Annotated in this window: 14 protein-coding genes and 1 pseudogene; all 15 read left to right on the top strand. The window is 36.6% G+C overall.

Annotated elements, in window-relative coordinates; genetic code table 11:
• The first annotated feature begins 6 nt into the window (after positions 1 to 6).
• The 15 genes and pseudogenes from rfbB (at position 7) to AUF14_RS22740 (ending at position 17,136) form a co-directional block, all read left to right on the top strand.
• On the top strand, positions 7 to 1,035 hold the full coding sequence (rfbB, locus tag AUF14_RS02510) for a dTDP-glucose 4,6-dehydratase (RefSeq protein ID WP_049218839.1): 1,029 nt from the start codon (positions 7 to 9) through the stop codon (positions 1,033 to 1,035).
• 58 nt (positions 1,036 to 1,093) lie between these two features.
• The gene (gene rfbD / locus AUF14_RS02515) at positions 1,094 to 1,939 is read left to right on the top strand and encodes a dTDP-4-dehydrorhamnose reductase (RefSeq protein ID WP_049218841.1); all 846 of its coding nucleotides are present in this window, start codon (positions 1,094 to 1,096) and stop codon (positions 1,937 to 1,939) included.
• A 14-nt stretch (positions 1,940 to 1,953) separates the two neighbouring features.
• On the top strand, positions 1,954 to 2,820 hold the full coding sequence (locus tag AUF14_RS02520) for a glycosyltransferase (RefSeq protein ID WP_225844245.1): 867 nt from the start codon (positions 1,954 to 1,956) through the stop codon (positions 2,818 to 2,820).
• On the top strand, positions 2,792 to 4,882 hold the full coding sequence (locus tag AUF14_RS02525; protein ID WP_049218846.1) for a DUF7657 domain-containing protein: 2,091 nt from the start codon (positions 2,792 to 2,794) through the stop codon (positions 4,880 to 4,882). Before AUF14_RS02520 ends, AUF14_RS02525 begins: the two co-directional genes overlap by 29 nt.
• A gap of 19 nt (positions 4,883 to 4,901) precedes the next feature.
• Entirely contained in the window at positions 4,902 to 6,161 is a 1,260-nt protein-coding gene (locus tag AUF14_RS02530) for an EpaQ family protein (RefSeq protein ID WP_049218848.1), read from the top strand.
• Between the two features lie 430 nt (positions 6,162 to 6,591).
• Positions 6,592 to 7,404 carry an ABC transporter permease gene (locus AUF14_RS02535; protein WP_049218850.1) on the top strand — a complete coding sequence of 271 codons (813 nt, stop codon included), beginning with the start codon at positions 6,592 to 6,594 and terminating at the stop codon, positions 7,402 to 7,404.
• Between the two features lie 14 nt (positions 7,405 to 7,418).
• Positions 7,419 to 8,624 carry an ABC transporter ATP-binding protein gene (locus AUF14_RS02540; protein WP_049218852.1) on the top strand — a complete coding sequence of 402 codons (1,206 nt, stop codon included), beginning with the start codon at positions 7,419 to 7,421 and terminating at the stop codon, positions 8,622 to 8,624.
• Between the two features lies 1 nt (position 8,625).
• Positions 8,626 to 11,793 (top strand): glycosyltransferase, encoded by a 3,168-nt coding sequence (locus AUF14_RS02545; protein WP_049218854.1) that lies wholly within the window; start codon positions 8,626 to 8,628, stop codon positions 11,791 to 11,793.
• A 4-nt stretch (positions 11,794 to 11,797) separates the two neighbouring features.
• Positions 11,798 to 13,942: a glycosyltransferase family 2 protein gene (locus AUF14_RS02550; protein WP_049218857.1), complete on the top strand. Its 2,145-nt coding sequence runs from the start codon at positions 11,798 to 11,800 to the stop codon at positions 13,940 to 13,942.
• A gap of 803 nt (positions 13,943 to 14,745) precedes the next feature.
• A complete protein-coding gene (locus AUF14_RS02555) occupies positions 14,746 to 14,949 on the top strand; it encodes a DUF1659 domain-containing protein (RefSeq protein WP_102865866.1) in 204 nt (67 codons plus the stop codon).
• Between the two features lie 21 nt (positions 14,950 to 14,970).
• Positions 14,971 to 15,183, top strand: a complete 213-nt coding sequence (locus tag AUF14_RS02560) for a DUF2922 domain-containing protein (protein ID WP_102865867.1) — start codon at positions 14,971 to 14,973, stop codon at positions 15,181 to 15,183.
• A gap of 69 nt (positions 15,184 to 15,252) precedes the next feature.
• A complete protein-coding gene (locus AUF14_RS02565) occupies positions 15,253 to 15,639 on the top strand; it encodes a hypothetical protein (RefSeq protein WP_102865868.1) in 387 nt (128 codons plus the stop codon).
• Positions 15,640 to 15,701: 62 nt separating this feature from the next.
• Complete coding sequence (locus AUF14_RS02570; RefSeq protein WP_102865869.1) at positions 15,702 to 16,301, top strand: DUF2922 family protein; 600 nt, start codon at positions 15,702 to 15,704, stop codon at positions 16,299 to 16,301.
• Between the two features lie 122 nt (positions 16,302 to 16,423).
• A pseudogene (locus AUF14_RS02575) lies at positions 16,424 to 16,609 on the top strand (phage holin family protein); the annotation flags it as partial.
• A 41-nt stretch (positions 16,610 to 16,650) separates the two neighbouring features.
• A complete protein-coding gene (locus tag AUF14_RS22740; RefSeq protein WP_049220491.1) occupies positions 16,651 to 17,136 on the top strand; it encodes an acyltransferase family protein in 486 nt (161 codons plus the stop codon).
• Positions 17,137 to 17,232 lie beyond the last annotated feature (96 nt).

Raw genomic sequence — 17,232 nt, forward strand, 5'->3', positions numbered from 1 at the left:
TAATTGATGAAAAATATTATCGTAACTGGTGGAGCAGGTTTCATCGGCTCTAACTTTGTTCATTATGTTGCAAATAATCATCCAGATGTCCACATTACTGTTTTAGATAAATTAACTTACGCAGGAAACAAGGAAAATTTAGCTGGATTACCTGAAGATCGAGTAGAATTAGTAGTTGGCGATATTGCTGATGCAGAGTTAGTTGATCGTTTAGTCAAAAAAACAGATGCGGTTGTTCATTATGCGGCCGAATCTCACAATGACAATTCTCTAAAAGATCCATTTCCTTTTGTTCAAACGAACATCATTGGAACCTATACATTGATTGAAGCATGTCGAAAAAATAATGTGCGGTATCATCATGTATCCACCGATGAAGTATATGGCGATCTTCCATTAAGAGAAGATTTGCCCGGCCATGGTGAAGGTGAAGGAGAAAAATTCACAGCAGAAACACCTTACAATCCTTCAAGTCCATATTCGTCAACCAAAGCAGGATCAGATTTATTAGTAAAAGCTTGGGTACGGTCGTTTGGATTACGGGCAACAATTTCAAATTGTTCAAATAACTATGGTCCGTATCAACATATTGAAAAATTCATTCCCCGTCAAATTACAAACATTTTGAGCGGAATTCGTCCAAAATTGTACGGTGACGGTAAGAATGTGCGAGATTGGATACACACTAATGATCATTCTTCTGCTGTTTGGGCAATCTTAACCAAGGGTAAGATTGGTGAAACCTATCTGATTGGTGCGGATGGAGAAGAAGATAATAAAACCGTAATGGAGATCATCTTAGAAGAAATGGGTCAACCAAAAGACGCATACGATCATGTAAAGGATCGTGCTGGGCATGATTTACGTTATGCAATCGATTCAACGAAATTACGAGAAGAATTAGGGTGGACACCAGAGTTCACGGATTTCCGTTCAGGAATGAAAGATACTATTAAATGGTATACTGAGCATGAAGAGTGGTGGCGTGCTGAAAAAGAAGCGGTCGAAAGTAATTACGCCAAAAACGGCCAATAATACTAATTGAATCTGGCAGGGGTAACCTGCCTTTTTTTGAGAAAAGGAGTCGATAGAAATGATCTTAATTACAGGTGGACACGGACAATTAGGAACAGAGTTACGTCATTTATTAGATGAAAAAAAGCTTGAGTATCTTTCAACGGATACTGATCAGCTTGATATTACCGATAAAGAGGGTACGTACAAGTTCATTACAGATATGAAACCAGAAATTATCTATCATTGTGCTGCTTACACTGCTGTTGATAAGGCGGAGGACGAAGGAAAAGAGTTAGATGAAAAAATCAACGTGGAAGGCACACGTAACGTTGCTGAAGCAGCAAAAGCTGCCGGAGCAACATTAATTTATATTAGTACGGATTACGTCTTTGATGGTAAGAAAAAAGAAGGTATGTATCAAGTAGACGATACGACAAACCCATTAAGCGAATATGGCCGAACGAAACTATTGGGCGAAAAAGCTGTACAAGAAACGATGGATGACTATTATATCATCCGTACTTCATGGGTATTTGGCATCTATGGTCATAACTTTATTTATACCATGCAGAAATTAGCTAAAACGCATGATCGTTTGACGGTTGTAAATGATCAATTCGGCCGACCAACTTGGACACGGACATTAGCAGAATTTATGGTATTCGTCATTGAAAAGAAAGCACCATTCGGCATTTATCATTTATCGAATGAAAACAGCTGTTCATGGTATGAGTTCGCAAAAGAAATTTTGAAAGATACAGATGTAGAAGTAGCACCAGTGACTTCTGAGGAGTATCCGCAAAAAGCCACTCGTCCGCAATATTCAATCATGGACTTAAGTAAAGCCAAAGGATTAGGTTTTGAAATACCTACGTGGCAAGAAGCATTGAATAGTTTCCTTGAATTAGAAGCAAAACAATAAGAAAGAAGCTAGAGGTGAGAGATTTGTTTGAAGTAGTGGTGGTTCTTTATAATATGACGTTTTCTGAGTCGCCGACGATCATGAGCTTAAACCAACTTCTTGCCTCTGGAGCTTTTCCAGAAATTCGAAAAATTTTGATTTTTGATAACAGTGAGCAGGGGACAGAACCAGTAGAATTGGAAGGGCGTTTCATTTATTATCACAGTAAAAAAAATGTTGGATTGGCTCAGGCTTATAATTACGCTTTGGACCAAAGCAATGATGACACAGAATGGCTGATGACCTTAGATCAAGATACAAAGCTAACGAAAGAATACTTAAGTGAACTAATTAGTACATCTTCAGAATTGTCAGAAACTGTCGCAGCCGTGGCTCCGATAGTAACAGACAATGAACGACAAATTTCTCCTGTACGTAGCGATACTTTGCGTCCATTACATACAGAATTACCTGAAAAAGATCGTGTATATTCTAAGGATATTATGGTGATTAATTCAGGAACGGCAATAAGAACGATTTTTTTACGAAAACTGGGCGGGTACAATATTCATTTTCCATTAGACTACTTGGATCATTGGCTTTGCTGGCGTATCTTTAGCGAACATCAACAAATCTATATTCTTTCAAATGAACTAGAACATCAATTATCAGTGTTAGACTATAAAAATCATATGAATCTTTCTCGTTATCTAGCAATCATTCAAGCTGAAAAATGCTATTATTATTTATATAACAAACAATTGCTTCCTCAATATCGAAGGCAGTTATTACTTCGAGGATGTAAACAGATTTTAACTGGAAGATTTAACTATGGAAAATTGACATTCGAATTTTTAATTTCAGGAGGAAAAAATGGAAACACGGGCAGAAAAGCGGACTAGGGAAGTGCCATATGAGAAGACGAATCCTTTTGAATGGATTATTGATCAAATCATTCGCTTTAGATACATAATAGGCATACTTTTTCTTATTTTAATCGTCGTACTAAACTTAAATGGGAGTTCGATAGGTTCTTGGGATAAAATTGTTTCTGAACGTAGTGACGACAAGAAGTCTGATGTCATTTTTGGTGAAAATAGAGCTGTTCGTTCGGATGAATGGATGGTTCAAACGCCTTTTTATTTCTCACAAGCTGAAAGTGATTATCCAGTCGTAAACAAGCAGTATGGCAAAGAAGGCCAAAACATGATTCTTGCTTACAACTCGCCTGTTAAGGATATAACTGTGATAGGAAAACCATTCAATTGGGGATTTCTTTTTTTAGGGAAAGAACGAGGACTCTCCTTTTATTGGGGATTTAAAATTATCGGGATGCTTCTATTGAGTTTCGAATTGGTCATGATCCTAACCAAACGTAATAAGTACTTGTCATTGTTGGGGGCATTCTGGATCACTTTTTCTCCCTCAATTCAATGGTGGTTTATGCAGCATGTAGGAGATTTAATATTTTTTACGTTGGCAATTATGGTAGCAAGTTATTATTTTATTGCTAAGCACGATAACAAAATCTTGCGTCTACTTATGATGTGCTTAATTGTGATTAATGGCATTGGTTTTGTCTTAGTATTGTATCCTGCCCACCAAGTGCCATTGGCTTATCTAATTCTATTTTGGTTGTTCGGCACATTGATTCATTTCCGAAAAAAAATAGTACTAGATATTTGGGATTTACCGATTATTATTGGTGGTCTTGGACTAATCGTATTTATTCTTTTACATTTTTATAATACATCAAAGGATGCTATCGATGCGACGATGAACACTATTTATCCAGGCCATCGTGAAGCTGAAGGCGGGGGCCGTCCATTATCAGATTATTTTCTGTTTTTGACAAATTGGAAAATCCCATTTGAAGACTTCGATTTTTATGGGACAAACAACGGGGAAGTCGCATCATATTTTAATTTATTTCCTCTGACAGTATTGCTATCACCATTTGTTTTCTTTTCTAAACGCGGCAAGGAAGAAAAATATTTGGGAGTAATTTTAGGGTTGTTTTGTTGTTTCGTTTTTGGTTGGACCTATTTCGGCTATAGTCATGGCATCGCAAAAACTTTGATGTTGACTTATGTGACAAGTACACGTGGTTTAGTAACTTTAGGTTTTGGCTCGGTATTATTAAGTTTATGGATGATAAATTTCTTATGGGAATATGTAAAAGTTTCTTGGTGGATAAAATTAATAATACTTGGTCTTGTTATGATACAGGCTTCTCATTCTGTCATTTCCTCAGTAATGGGGTTGTATTTTAATAATTTTGAAATTTTTATGACACTTGTGGTGTTCGCTTTACTTCTTTTCTGCGTGCTATTCAAATTGAAAAAAGTGTTTATCTTAGGGATGACTGTGATTGTTTTAGTCTCAGGAATTTTTGTTAATCCAGTCATACGTGGAACTGGAGCGATTGATAAGAAGACATTGGCCGAAGAAATCGTTAAAATTAAAAAGAAAGACCCCGATGCATTATGGCTTTCAGAGGGGGATTTGTATAATTTTACTCCAGCATTAGGTGTGAAGACGATTAATTCTGTACGTTTTTATCCAGATATGAAGTTATGGCATGAGATTGATCCAAAAGGTAAGAATGAGAAAATCTACAACCGTTATGCGCATACACGTGCGTTTGCTGTATCGGAAGCAACAAGATTCCACTTGGATCGACCTGATAATTTTACGGTTTATCTCAATTTTACAGATTGTAAAAAACTAGGATTTAAATATGTAATTAGTAAACGTCCGATGGAGGACTATAACTCATTAAACTATGCACAATTTGAACGCATTTATGGTCCGGATAAAGACAAGTGGTCAATTTATAAGTTGAGCTTTACTTCAGATGAAGAACAGGTACAACCTGAAGATGAGATTGATCCAGTTGGCGGAACGGAGAACTATCAGGAAATTCCACAGCCGGCGCCAAGCTATGGTGAGTATATTAATTAAGAGAAAGTCGGAGAGAAAAATGGGACGAGTAAAAGAAGGCACAGCAGCTATTTTGAACTTAGTTAGTGCATCTATTCTAATCGGAATGACACTATTATGCTTTTTCCTTTGGACTAGAGGAATCGGCACGCCTGAAATGTTTAACATTTATGCACATATGAGTCGTTACATGCCGATTGGTGCTACGATTGTTTTAGTGCTGAATTGTTATCGGATGAAATGGGCTGATATGATTTGGGTTGGAGTTGCACTGCTTTCAATTCTTTTCTTTCATCAATTTGATACCATGAGACAGGCTGATTTTTTCTTGGACATAACGATTGCTTTGATTATTTTCGTTGTTTTGGATTTTAAATTAGTTGAATTTACGAAGGAACTACGGTTGATATTTGCTGGATTGATGTTGATAATTCTTTTAATCACGGCATACCGAATTTTTTCAGAGATTCCAACACCGACATCTGGTAATAGTATTTGGGATAAGAGCAATAAGCTTCAGGAGATTTGGATTAATACAAACACGATTGGTAGCAGTGTGATGTGTTCAAGCTTTCTGATCGCCACTTTGTTGCAATCACTGGATTGGACATGGGCAAAAATACTTAAGTTTGTAGTTTATTTTATCGCATTAGCATGTACGTGGGTCGTTCAATCCCAAGCAGCATTTTTTGCTGTTGTCTGCTTCGTTCTTTTTGACGCATGGCCTAATTTTTTGAAGGAAAAAGTTAGATGGGCTTATGGCGTCGTGTACAGTGTTTTTCTTATAGGTATTTTTCCATTATCACTTTATTTGGCAAATTCGAGTAATATTGATTTGTTTACTGGGCGTGAAGATATTTGGAAACAATTTTATGATACGCTGTTTAAAGTTCGAAAACAATTCTTGGTGGGGATGCCGCCGTTCACCTTTAAGCGTGGGGAGCAAGTCTTAGGAAACCATAACAGCTATAATGCGATATTAGGCGGATTTGGATTAATTGGACTTGTCCTCATCAGTCTATTCATACTATATAATATTTGGTCGCTTATTATTAGGGAGGAAACTCAAGCTATTCAATTTAGTTTCATTATCGCTTTTTTTGCTATTTTGTTGCAATCAACGATGGAAGATACTCTAATGGCACCTTATTGGATTCCAATCACTTTCTGTTTGTTAGGTCTTGCTTGGCAAGAAAACCCTGAGATTGAAGAAATCTATGACTATTCAACAAATGTGTTCGATCAGAGAGATGAAGAGCTTGAAATAGAGCCCTCGCGGAAAAATCGCAGGAGATTATAATGAATAAAGTTTAGATGTTGTGTCAGACATCTAAACTTTTTTTGTTTCAGTGCCAAATTTACAGTACGTTTTGAAGATTTCATCTTCTATTTAATAAAAAAGGTTTTTCTAAGTAAAATAGCTATATTCATTAATAAATCAAAATTTAGTTCAACGTAGGGTAAGTATAAATGTTTTATAAAATTTAATAGAATTTTAGCTCTTTAAGTTTAACAGCATTAGTTTTTTTTATCTGATAATTCGTAGTTTAGGTCTACGCGAAATTTGACTATATGTTAATATGAACAAGGCAAAATTAAGAGATTGAAAGCTTGACTGAAATAGCGAAGCTTTTCTTAATAACCTTGCTTTTACATATATCTTTCTGTAGAATAATAACGTTAATCAACTATAGAAGTAATAAATAAAGCGTTAGATGAGAGGAAAGAAAATGTTCAAAGACTTACTTGGTTTTTTTAAAGAGATTATCCAGAATCGTACATTACTAAAGCAATTCTCTATAAATGATTTCAAGGCCCGCTATGCCGGGTCAGCTTTAGGAATTTTTTGGGCTTTTGCGAATCCATTAGTGATGGTAGTGACCTACTGGTTTGTGTTCGGTGTTGGATTCAAAGCAGCCATGACAGATGGTAAATATCCATTTATTGTTTTTCTATTGACTGGTTTAGTACCATGGATGTATTTTTCAGAGGTATTAGGTTCAGCTACAAATGTTTTTCGTGAATACAGCTATTTAGTGAAAAAAGTTGTTTTTAACATTCGAATTTTACCGTCTGTTAAATTATTTTCTGCTATGTATATGCATGTATTTTTCATTATTATTGCACTTGTTGTAGGACTCTTTAATCAGGTGATACCAGATTTGCATATTTTGCAGATGTTCTACTATCTTTTTGCGATGATGATGTTTTTAACAGGATTGACTTGGATTACGTCATCAATCCAGCCTTTCTTCCCAGATATTAACCAATTTATTGGTGTTATTATGCAAGCGCTAATGTGGGGAACGCCAGTATTGTGGAGCATCAATCAATTTGCGGCGCACCCAACGATTCAGTTTATTTTGAAATTCAATCCCATGTTTTATGTTGTCCAAGGCTATCGGGACGCATTTTTTGGTGAGCAGTGGTTCTGGGAAAAGCCGATGTTATCAATCTATTTCTGGGCTGTTACCTTGATTTTACTAGTAATAGGCAGTATCGTCTTCAAACGCTTAAAACCACATTTTTCTGATGTTTTATAAGGAGATAAATCTAAATGACTGAAACTGTAATTGAGATAAACCATTTAACTAAAAAATATGATATGTACAAAAAGCCATCTGATCGCCTGAAGGAAGCCTTGAGTCCAACAAGAAAAACATACCATGAAGTTTTTTATGCTTTAAATGATGTGAATGTTAAAGTAGAAAAAGGCGAGATGATTGGTTTTATTGGTGAAAATGGTTCGGGAAAATCAACGATTTTAAAAATCATTACGGGTGTACTAACACCTTCTGAAGGTGAAGTAAAGATTGAGGGAAATATTGCAGCGCTTTTGGAGCTGGGTTCAGGCTTTAATCCAGAATACAGCGGTTATGAAAACATTTTTCTTAATGGGATGGTATTAGGTTATTCTCGTGAAGAGATGGCTGAAAAGGTGGATGACATCATCAATTTCGCTGATATTGGGGATCACTTGTATCAACCTGTTAAAACATATTCGAGTGGAATGTTCGTCCGCCTTGCTTTTGCAGTGGCAATCAATGTCGATCCAGATATTTTGATCGTGGATGAAGCCTTAGCCGTCGGTGACTTAGAATTTCAATTAAAATGTATGGAAAAATTCACTGAGCTACGAAATGCTGGAAAAACAATTCTTTTTGTTTCGCATGATGTAAACGCAGTTCGCCGTTTTTGTGATCGAGTGTATTGGCTGAAAAACGGTGTCGTAGAAGCTGAAGGCGAGACGATGGAAATCACTGAAACATATGAAAACTTTTTGAAAAAGAAATCTTTAAAAACAGTTGATCGTGAAAACTCGTCATCTGAAGATTTTTCTGCTTATGATATCGTGGAAGTGAAATCAGCTGAATTATTAGATGGAAATCTGCAACCTTTAGAAATCGTTGAACAAGATAGTAAGGTAGTTATAAAGGTAGTATATAATGTGAAGGACGATTCTATAAAGAAACCTGTTTTAGGTGTGGCTATCCGAACTGTAGATAATAATTACGTGTGCGGGTTAAATACATTATTGGATGAAGAATCAATTCCTTGGAAAAAGGGAGAGAATGTCTTCTATTTAGAATACGAAAAGATGGCACTTTTAGGCGGCGAATATTATTTTGATGTAGCCCTTTTTGAAGAAAATGCGACCGTGCCATTGGTTTATAAAACAAGGTATTTAACCATGTTTATTTCTGGTAAATATGTTGGTGAAGGCATCGTTGTCTTGGATCATAAGTGGAAGGATACGATTTAAAATGAAGTATGATTTTGATTTGTCGCTTGAAGAACATACAAGTGTTGGGAAGATTATTAGCCAGATCCCTGAAAGTTCATCTGTTTTAGAATTTGGTCCAGGTAATGGTCGAATGACTAAGTATCTAATCAATGAAAAAAAATGTGAAGTATCAATTGTTGAGTTTGATCCGATCTTATTTGAGCACGTCATGGGCTTTGCCCAAGACGGCTTTTTAGGAAACATTGAAGAATATAAATGGTGCGATCATTTTGCTGGTAAAAGCTTCGATTTTATTATCTTTGCAGATGTTTTAGAGCATTTGACTGATTCGGAAAAAGCGCTGGAGAAGGCCAGTAAATTTTTGGCTCAAAATGGAGAGATACTATTAACATTCCCGAATTTGGCGCATAATTCAGTACTGATTGATTTGTTTAATAATAAATTGGACTGGAAACAATACGGTTTACTGGATCGCACACATAACAGTTTTTATACGCAAAAAGGATTCGAAGAGTTATTTGATCGAATTGGTTTGTCAATACGTCGAGAAGACTTTACTTACGCACAGGTTGGACAAAATGAACTGTCTGCGAGTTACGAAGACTTGCCTGAGATGGTTCGTTATGATTTCAAAAATCGTCCCTTTGGCGAAGTTTATCAATATTTTTATGCATTGCGCAAAGAACCTGTGACGAATCCAGAGCGTGTCGAACCAATTAATTCAAATTACAATAAGCAAATACAATTAGCTTATCTTATTAATGGTAAATTTGAAGTAGAGCCGTATATATTTAATAATCAAACCGGCGAAAATAAAAGTACCGTTCATCATGCACCTGAGGATACTAAGAAATTAAGAATTGTTATTGGTAAAGTTCCTGCTTCAATTCAACTATCTGTTATTGTGGAAAATAGGCTCCTGAAAATTGAAGAAACAAATGCTTCTTGGTACCAAGAAGATCTTTTTATGTTCCCTGAGATTGCAGAAGAGCCTTATGTGGTTGTTGATGGAGCAGCAATAGCCGGAAAAGAATATTCAGTAAATGTAAATGTTTTAAATGAAGAAGAATTCTTCCCAGCAGAAGAAAAAATGATGGATGACCTCAGATACGAAAAGGGATTAAATCGTTTACTTTCTTTGAAACTGAACTATCTAGATAAGTATGGCTATCAGTTGAAGAATATTCCTTTTTTAGAGCTAGAACCAGGAATTGAAATAGAAGGAATCAAATTAACGATTGAGACGATTGAAAATAATGAATCTGAAAATGAAGCCATTATAAAAGGGTGGGGATTTTCAGAAGCTACGAAGGCGCCATTAGATTTTTTAATGGCAGAATCGGTGAAACAAATGAATGTTAATCGTATCTATCGCCCAGATGTCAATGAAGTATTTGGAATAGCATCCGCAGATAAGTTTGGCTTTATTCTAACGATTAAAGATTTGCAAATAACGGACGGTGTGAAGCTGCTTCTAATAGACGATCAAGATCAAATTTATCCAGTTGTAGCACGAAGGATAGAGACTGCGAATACAACTACGGCAAGAAAAATTCGCCGTTTGCTTGGATCAATCAAACGAAATGGCTTTGCTGGAGCGATAAAGAATTATCAACGCTCTAAACAACAAAGTGCGAATTATGAAGAATGGATGACAAAGGTTGAAGAACCGTATCGTTCACAACTAATCGAAGCATCAAGAGGATTAGCTTTTCAGCCTAAAATTTCTTTGGTTGTACCAGTGTATAACGTTGATGAAAAATGGCTGCGAGCTTGTGTGGATTCTTTGAAGAATCAACTTTATTCCAATTGGGAACTTTGTTTAGCAGATGATGCTTCACCAAAGGCTCACATCAAGCCTTTGTTACAGGAATTAGCAGCAGAAGACGAACGCATAAAAGTTGTTCTTCGTGAAAAGAATGGACATATTTCCGAAGCTACCAACTCAGCGATTGAGGTGGCAACTGGAGAGTATATTGGCTTTTTAGATAATGACGATATTCTAGCAGATACAGCACTTCTAGCAGTTGTTAGTGCCTTAAATGAAGATCAAAACCGTGAATTTATTTACACGGATGAAGATAAGCTCTCAATGAGTGGCAAACGTTTTGATCCATTTTTTAAACCGAACTGGAATGAAACGTTATTACTTGGACACAATTATATTACACATTTTGTAGTTGTGAAGCGTTCAATCATAGAAGCAATCGGTGGTTTACGAACGGAATTTAATGGCAGTCAGGATTATGACTTTGTGCTACGTGCAACAGAAGCAGCAAAAGAAATTTATCATATACCGAATATTCTTTACCATTGGCGAACGATAGAAACATCAGTGGCGATGGATCCTCAAAGCAAAGAATACGCTTATGTAGCAGGTCAGAATGCGTTACAAGCAGCGCTTGACCGTCGCAATCTAAACGGTGTTGTAACCATGACAAAAAATTATGGTGCTTATAAGATCGACTTTAATTATCATACAGAACCAAAAGTTTCGATTATTTTGAGTGGGAAAACGAGTGAAGAACAATTAGAACAACTTTTAATCACCGAGTGGTCTGATTTTGAAATTTTGACTAATCATTCTGATGTAGCCGATGAACGTGTTCGGATATTTACTGGCAAAAATGAAAATGAACTTGCCGAAGCAGCCGAGGGTGATTTTTTAGTGTTCTTGTCTGAAAAATTGGTCCCGACAAAATCTACTTGGTTAAAAGAAGCAACAAATTTTTTACGCTTGCCTAATGTGGGAGCAGTCACTGGGAAGATTATTAGTAAAGACGAGGCAATCCTTTACTGCGGTGTGACGATTGATTCTACCCATGAAGGAATAGTGTACGAACAGCAGGGACTATCAAACAAGACGATTGGGACGTATTTTCGTCCGGCTCTGCCACGGGAAATCTACACAGCTACAGAAGATGCATTGATTATTCAAAAAGATATATTTGTAGCATTAGACGGATTCGATCAATCATTGCCAGCAGCTATTAAAGGTATTGACATTTCGATTCGATTGGCAAGAGAAAAAAAGAAACTGATTTTTGATCCCTATTTTGAAGTACGCTATCCTGGTGAAAATCATTTTAGTGTGAAAAAAGAAGCTTATGATATTTTAAGTAATAAATATTCTCAAGAATTGAATGATCCATTGGTCAATCCAAATCAATTCAGCATAGGAGGCTAGTCCGATGGCAAAAAATGAACAAGTTTGCATTGATCAATGCAAGTTCCAACCAGAGACGAATCAATTAGAGATCAGAGGATGGGCCCTTGATCTAGTTACTAAAGATGTGCCTACAATCACTGTTCATTCGGAAAATGTCACTAGCGATAAAATCGAGTGGTACCCACGTTCAGATGTGGCAGCCGCACATAAAACAAGTGCTAATCTGCAAATGGGTTTTGAGGTAATTATTAAGGTAGAAAATCCAGATGAAAAAATATCGCTTGATTTTCATTTTAGTGATCATACACAAAATGAATCTTTTATTCCGAGAGAAAACATTGTAAAAGTATCAAAACAACCATCACAAATTCAGAATTTTTATGGCAAAGCACGTAAAGGTTTGGGCTATTTGAAACGCAACGGCTTAAAGAATACTTTGCGTCGAATCAAGTTGGAACAAAATAAGCAATCCGATGAAAGTTATCAGCAGTGGATCGTGGAAAATGAAAATTGGGATGCTGAGGCAATCAAAGCTGAAATCGCCGCATTTGATTATCAGCCAGTTATTTCAATTTTGATGCCGGTTTATAACGTTGAAGAAAAATGGCTGGAGAAATGTATTGAGTCCGTTCAGAATCAGTTTTATCCTAACTGGGAATTGTGTATGGCAGATGATCATTCCACGGATGAATCCGTAAGACCGTTATTAGAAAAATATGCGGCTCAGGATTCTCGGATCAAAAATGTTTTCCGTTCTGAAAACGGTCATATTTCTAAAGCAACAAATTCTGCGTTAGAGATTGCGACTGGTGAGTTTGTTGCTTTACTAGATAATGACGATGAACTTGCACCAATTGCTTTGTACGAAGTTGCCAAGCGCTTAAACGAAAATGCGAATTTAGATTTGATATATAGTGATGAAGATAAGATTGATATGACAGGCAAACGTTTTGACCCAGCCTTTAAGCCAGATTGGTCGCCTGATTTATTACTAGGTACGAATTATATTTCTCATTTAGGTGTTTATCGTCGTTCAATCATGGAAAAAATCGGAGGATTTCGTGTTGGCTATGAAGGATCGCAAGATTATGACCTAGTTCTGCGTTTTACAGAACAAACAACTGCTGAGCGAATTGCACACATTCCACAGATACTCTATTACTGGCGTATCCTACCAAGCTCAACAGCAGCCGATCAATCAACGAAAAGCTATGCTTTTGATGCGGGCTTAAAAGCTGTTCAGGATGCAATCAATCGACGCGGGATCGAGGCGACAGTTCAGCATGCGGCTGGAAATGGATTATATGATGTAGATTATAAAGTATTATCTGAGGACTTAGTCAGTGTGATCATACCTACACGTAATGGATATGATGACGTGAAGCGTTGCGTAGATTCGATTATTGAAAAAACGACTTATTCAAATTATGAGATCATTCTGGCTGATAACGGTAGTGATCAGCCAGAGATGCAGGAGCTTTATGCTGGGTACAAAAAGCAATTGGATGACCGTTTCATTGTAGAGTCGATCGATATTCCATTCAATTATTCTCGCATCAATAATTTAGCTGCAAAAGTTGCTAAAGGAAAGTATCTGCTATTCCTAAATAATGACACAGAAGTAATCACGCCAGAATGGATGACTAAAATGGTTTCTTTTGCACAGTTCGAGCGTATTGGTTGTGTTGGTGCAAAATTATACTATCCAAACAATACGATTCAGCATGCTGGTGTAATACTAGGAATGGGTGGTGCCGCTGGGCATGGTCATCATACTTTCCCACGAGGAGATTTTGGTTATTTTGGAAAATTAGAGATCAACGTTGATTATTTAGCAGTTACTGCAGCATGCTTGATGATTCGAGCTAAAGATTTTGCTGAGTTGAAGGGCTTTGACGAAGAGTTAACTGTTGCTTTTAACGATGTTGATCTGTGTTTGCGAGAATATGAGAAAGGTCACAACAATGTGTGGCTACATGGAGTCGAATTATACCACTTCGAATCTCAATCCCGAGGATACGAAAACACACCCGAAAAGCAAGCTCGGTTTGAAAAGGAAACCAAGTATATGGAAGACACTTGGACAAGCTATATTGAAAATGATCCGTATTATAATCCAAATTTGACGAGAAGTGGTGGAGATTTTTCGGTGCGAATAGGAAAGTGAAATAGTTTCAAACGATTAAGCAAAATTAGATGATTCTAAAATTAAATAGAGCGATACAAATCGGCCAAAAGACTGATATAACAATCTTTTGGCCGATTTGTATCGCTCTTTAATTAGTACTATTAAAAACAAGATTATATTAATCAGTAGCTATCTATAAAAATTACTAGTACTTATGGTTGTGTTTGTAGTAGCAGATCATTTACCAAAAGTTTTAGGGATTATCCGGCTCCTTCTTATCTCCATTCGTGCATATTACTGGAAAATTAGCAGTAATAATTTTTCTTGTTTAGTAAAACTAATAAGAGAGAGAGTAATATTTAAAGATTTTGACTATTCCCACAGCTGACATTTTGTTGATGTGTATCTATTTATTTATCATCACAAATTAGGAAATTTTATTCTAAGTGAAACTACTTAATGTTTGTAAAATGGAAGTATGGTTATCTCTAATATGGCTTATTTTAACTATCATGTTTTTAAATAGGACGGTTCTTCCTATGGGAAATGATTCAGTTAAAAATAATTTATTCTACAGGGAAATTCAGTCATCTTAAATTTTTCACATTTATGTAAACGTCATTTATAAAAATTTTATTATACTATATGTCGCTCCTGCTTGTAAAATCGCAAATTGACCATTTCACCCCCAATTTGACCGCTTTTTCATCAAAAACAGCACTTTTTACCCAAAAACAGGTCAAATTGCCCCCTTTTTGGTCAATTTGCAATTCGCACTTTTTTTAGAAATCGTTTATCTTTTAGTCACCGGCCGGAAACAAAAAAATTAGGAGGAAACAACCATGATTCAAAAAATCGGCAATAAACTACAAGTAGAAATCGATGCAGGCGGAGAAAAAACTAAGAAGATCACCTTTACAAATGTGATGGATGAGCCTAGCGAAGAGAAGGTCCTTGAACTGGGAGAAGTTATGAAATCGCTATCAGTCGAAGGCAGTGAATTAGACGGCGTGATCCTAACCAGTCAATCACGCTACACCAAATAAATTATAGAAAGGAAGAATAAAATGCTAAAACTCGTCGCAACCTTTAAAAACAGCTTAGGGAAGAACCACACCTGGAGCTTTAATGACCCCGATACTCAAAAGACCGACACAGAAATCAAAGGATTGTTGCAACGCATGACCGACGTCAAGCTTTGCCATAAAGATGGCGCAGACCTCTTCAACACTGTCGAAAGTGCGAAGTACGTCGAAACGATTGAAACAATTATTTTTTAACCAAATACTTTGAGGGGTAGCGGCAGTCTTGCCGCCCTCCTCTACTATCTAATGAAGGGATGAGAATCAATGAATGTCATACAAACACTGTCATTTCGGCAGTTATTCAACTTAAAAGCCAAAACACTTGAACAAAGAATCACCAATTTCTACCATGAAACACAAAACAGCAGTGTCACCATCAAATACATTTTAGCCTTAAAAGTACGCTGCCAATTAGGAGCGGCGGAGTTTGATCACTTTCTAAAGGATCTTGTCCGCGAGGTGTTCATGCACACCAAAGCTACCCGCACCATGAAGCGTCTCTTTTATTATTTCGAAGACTACTTTATGGCACCCGAATGGAAGACTTTGAAATTGAGAGTCTTTCCAGTAAAAAAATTCGGTGAAAAAGTCGTCTCTGTTGTCCGCTCCCTTATTTCATTTGTCCGACCAGAAGAAACCGGCGAACCTTGATAAAACCATTATTACTGAAAATTACCTACGCAGATTAAACTTTAAAAGAAAGGAAATGAACAATGACCAAGGATTTAATTGCCACCTTTGGAAAAAGCGATGGCGGAACCCACAATTGGAAATACAGAGATCTTGATCCCAACTTAACGGCGCCACAGATCAAAGAAGCTTGCGAATTATTGACGAACTTAGACATTTGTACACAAAACGGCGTAAAACTATTTGATTCTGTGGTCACCGCCAAGGTCTTGACCCATAAAGAAACCCTGATATTTGATCCAGAACATGAGACGAGAGGTGTTCGTTATGATGGCGAACCCGTTGAGGAAGCGACCTGTGAAGAAGTTCGTTGCTTTGAGGTCGCGGAAGAAAAGATCGCTTTGCCGACTCCGAAATCCTCCGTGCTCCCAGCAACACCACATGGTCGCTACTTTAAACAATTAACTACGATTGAACCTTCGGAAAAAGCAGCGATTAAAGTAGAAAAGGAGTCGCTTCTGCAATCCAGATATAGCGAAACTAACGATCAGCAACCCACTGTTATGCCTTTGATTGAAGATTCATCAAATAAAGACACAAAAGAACAAAACAGACTGCTTCAATGGCTTCATAGGATCAGGAAGAAAAACAAGAAAGGGCCGCCTGAGACACCACGGAAATAGGCCTTTTCCCAATTAAATCCGTTCATTGACAACCACATACTGCGTAGGGATCAACAGCTATTAGCCCCTGCAAAAAGAAATTCGCAGGGGCTATCAATTAATTTAGAAAGCGAGGAATCTATATGATACAAATTCCCTTAATCAATTATCTATTCGGCGGAAGTCTGCCGATCATGGGCGTTTTTTTGACCATGGTTGGACTCGACCTCACCACCGGATACGTCAAAGCGTTGAAAAGTCATACCTGGGTGTCTTCGATTAACCTATATGGCTTGTTTACAAAATTCGTTACCTTTTCCTGTATACTTTTTGATACAATATAGATATTATGATTTGAGGTGGATGACAGTTGGATTTTATTTTTTTAATAATAGTTTTTTTTATTATTTCAAGTATTGATACTAATTCAGATTATTCTAATCAAAGTTTATCTGTTGAAACAACGACCAATCTACAGATAATTGCTGTATTATTTGTGATTTTACATCATTTATCGCAGATTCTTCGAGACTATCCTGATTCTTTTTTATCATCTAGATTGATAATTGCTGGCAGACTAGCAGTAGGACTATTTTTCTTTGTCTCAGGGTATGGACTAATCAAACAATTTAAACAGAAAGGTAAATCTTATTTAGACACTTTTTTTAAGAAAAAAGGCATGAGTATCCTCTTACCTTTTTTACTAGCGATGATTGTTTATTTTGTATATCGCAATCTGATTGGTGAACTAAACTTTTCTGCGGCAATGTACTCATTAGTGAATGGGAACCCATTCGTTGGAAATGGTTGGTTTACTATGATGATTATATATTTGTATGTTGTTTTTTTTTGTTAGTGCATCTTTAAGTAAAGAGAACGATTTACTTCTATTTTTGATACTTATTACTTGTGTTATAGTAATAACCTTGATTTCGAATCTACTAAGTTATGG

This window comes from Enterococcus avium, from assembly GCF_002891025.1.
Classification (GTDB): Bacteria; Bacillota; Bacilli; order Lactobacillales; family Enterococcaceae; genus Enterococcus_A; species Enterococcus_A avium.

Excerpts from the sequence above, each read along its gene's own strand:
- rfbB (WP_049218839.1), top strand. The coding sequence starts at position 7 with ATGAAAAATATTATCGTAACTGGTGGAGCAGGTTTCATCGGCTCTAAC.
- rfbD (WP_049218841.1), top strand. The coding sequence starts at position 1,094 with ATGATCTTAATTACAGGTGGACACGGACAATTAGGAACAGAGTTACGT.
- AUF14_RS02525 (WP_049218846.1), top strand. The coding sequence starts at position 2,792 with ATGGAAACACGGGCAGAAAAGCGGACTAGGGAAGTGCCATATGAGAAG.
- AUF14_RS02530 (WP_049218848.1), top strand. The coding sequence starts at position 4,902 with ATGGGACGAGTAAAAGAAGGCACAGCAGCTATTTTGAACTTAGTTAGT.
- AUF14_RS02535 (WP_049218850.1), top strand. The coding sequence starts at position 6,592 with ATGTTCAAAGACTTACTTGGTTTTTTTAAAGAGATTATCCAGAATCGT.
- AUF14_RS02540 (WP_049218852.1), top strand. The coding sequence starts at position 7,419 with ATGACTGAAACTGTAATTGAGATAAACCATTTAACTAAAAAATATGAT.
- AUF14_RS02545 (WP_049218854.1), top strand. The coding sequence starts at position 8,626 with ATGAAGTATGATTTTGATTTGTCGCTTGAAGAACATACAAGTGTTGGG.
- AUF14_RS02550 (WP_049218857.1), top strand. The coding sequence starts at position 11,798 with ATGGCAAAAAATGAACAAGTTTGCATTGATCAATGCAAGTTCCAACCA.
- AUF14_RS02555 (WP_102865866.1), top strand. The coding sequence starts at position 14,746 with ATGATTCAAAAAATCGGCAATAAACTACAAGTAGAAATCGATGCAGGC.
- AUF14_RS02560 (WP_102865867.1), top strand. The coding sequence starts at position 14,971 with ATGCTAAAACTCGTCGCAACCTTTAAAAACAGCTTAGGGAAGAACCAC.
- AUF14_RS02565 (WP_102865868.1), top strand. The coding sequence starts at position 15,253 with ATGAATGTCATACAAACACTGTCATTTCGGCAGTTATTCAACTTAAAA.
- AUF14_RS02570 (WP_102865869.1), top strand. The coding sequence starts at position 15,702 with ATGACCAAGGATTTAATTGCCACCTTTGGAAAAAGCGATGGCGGAACC.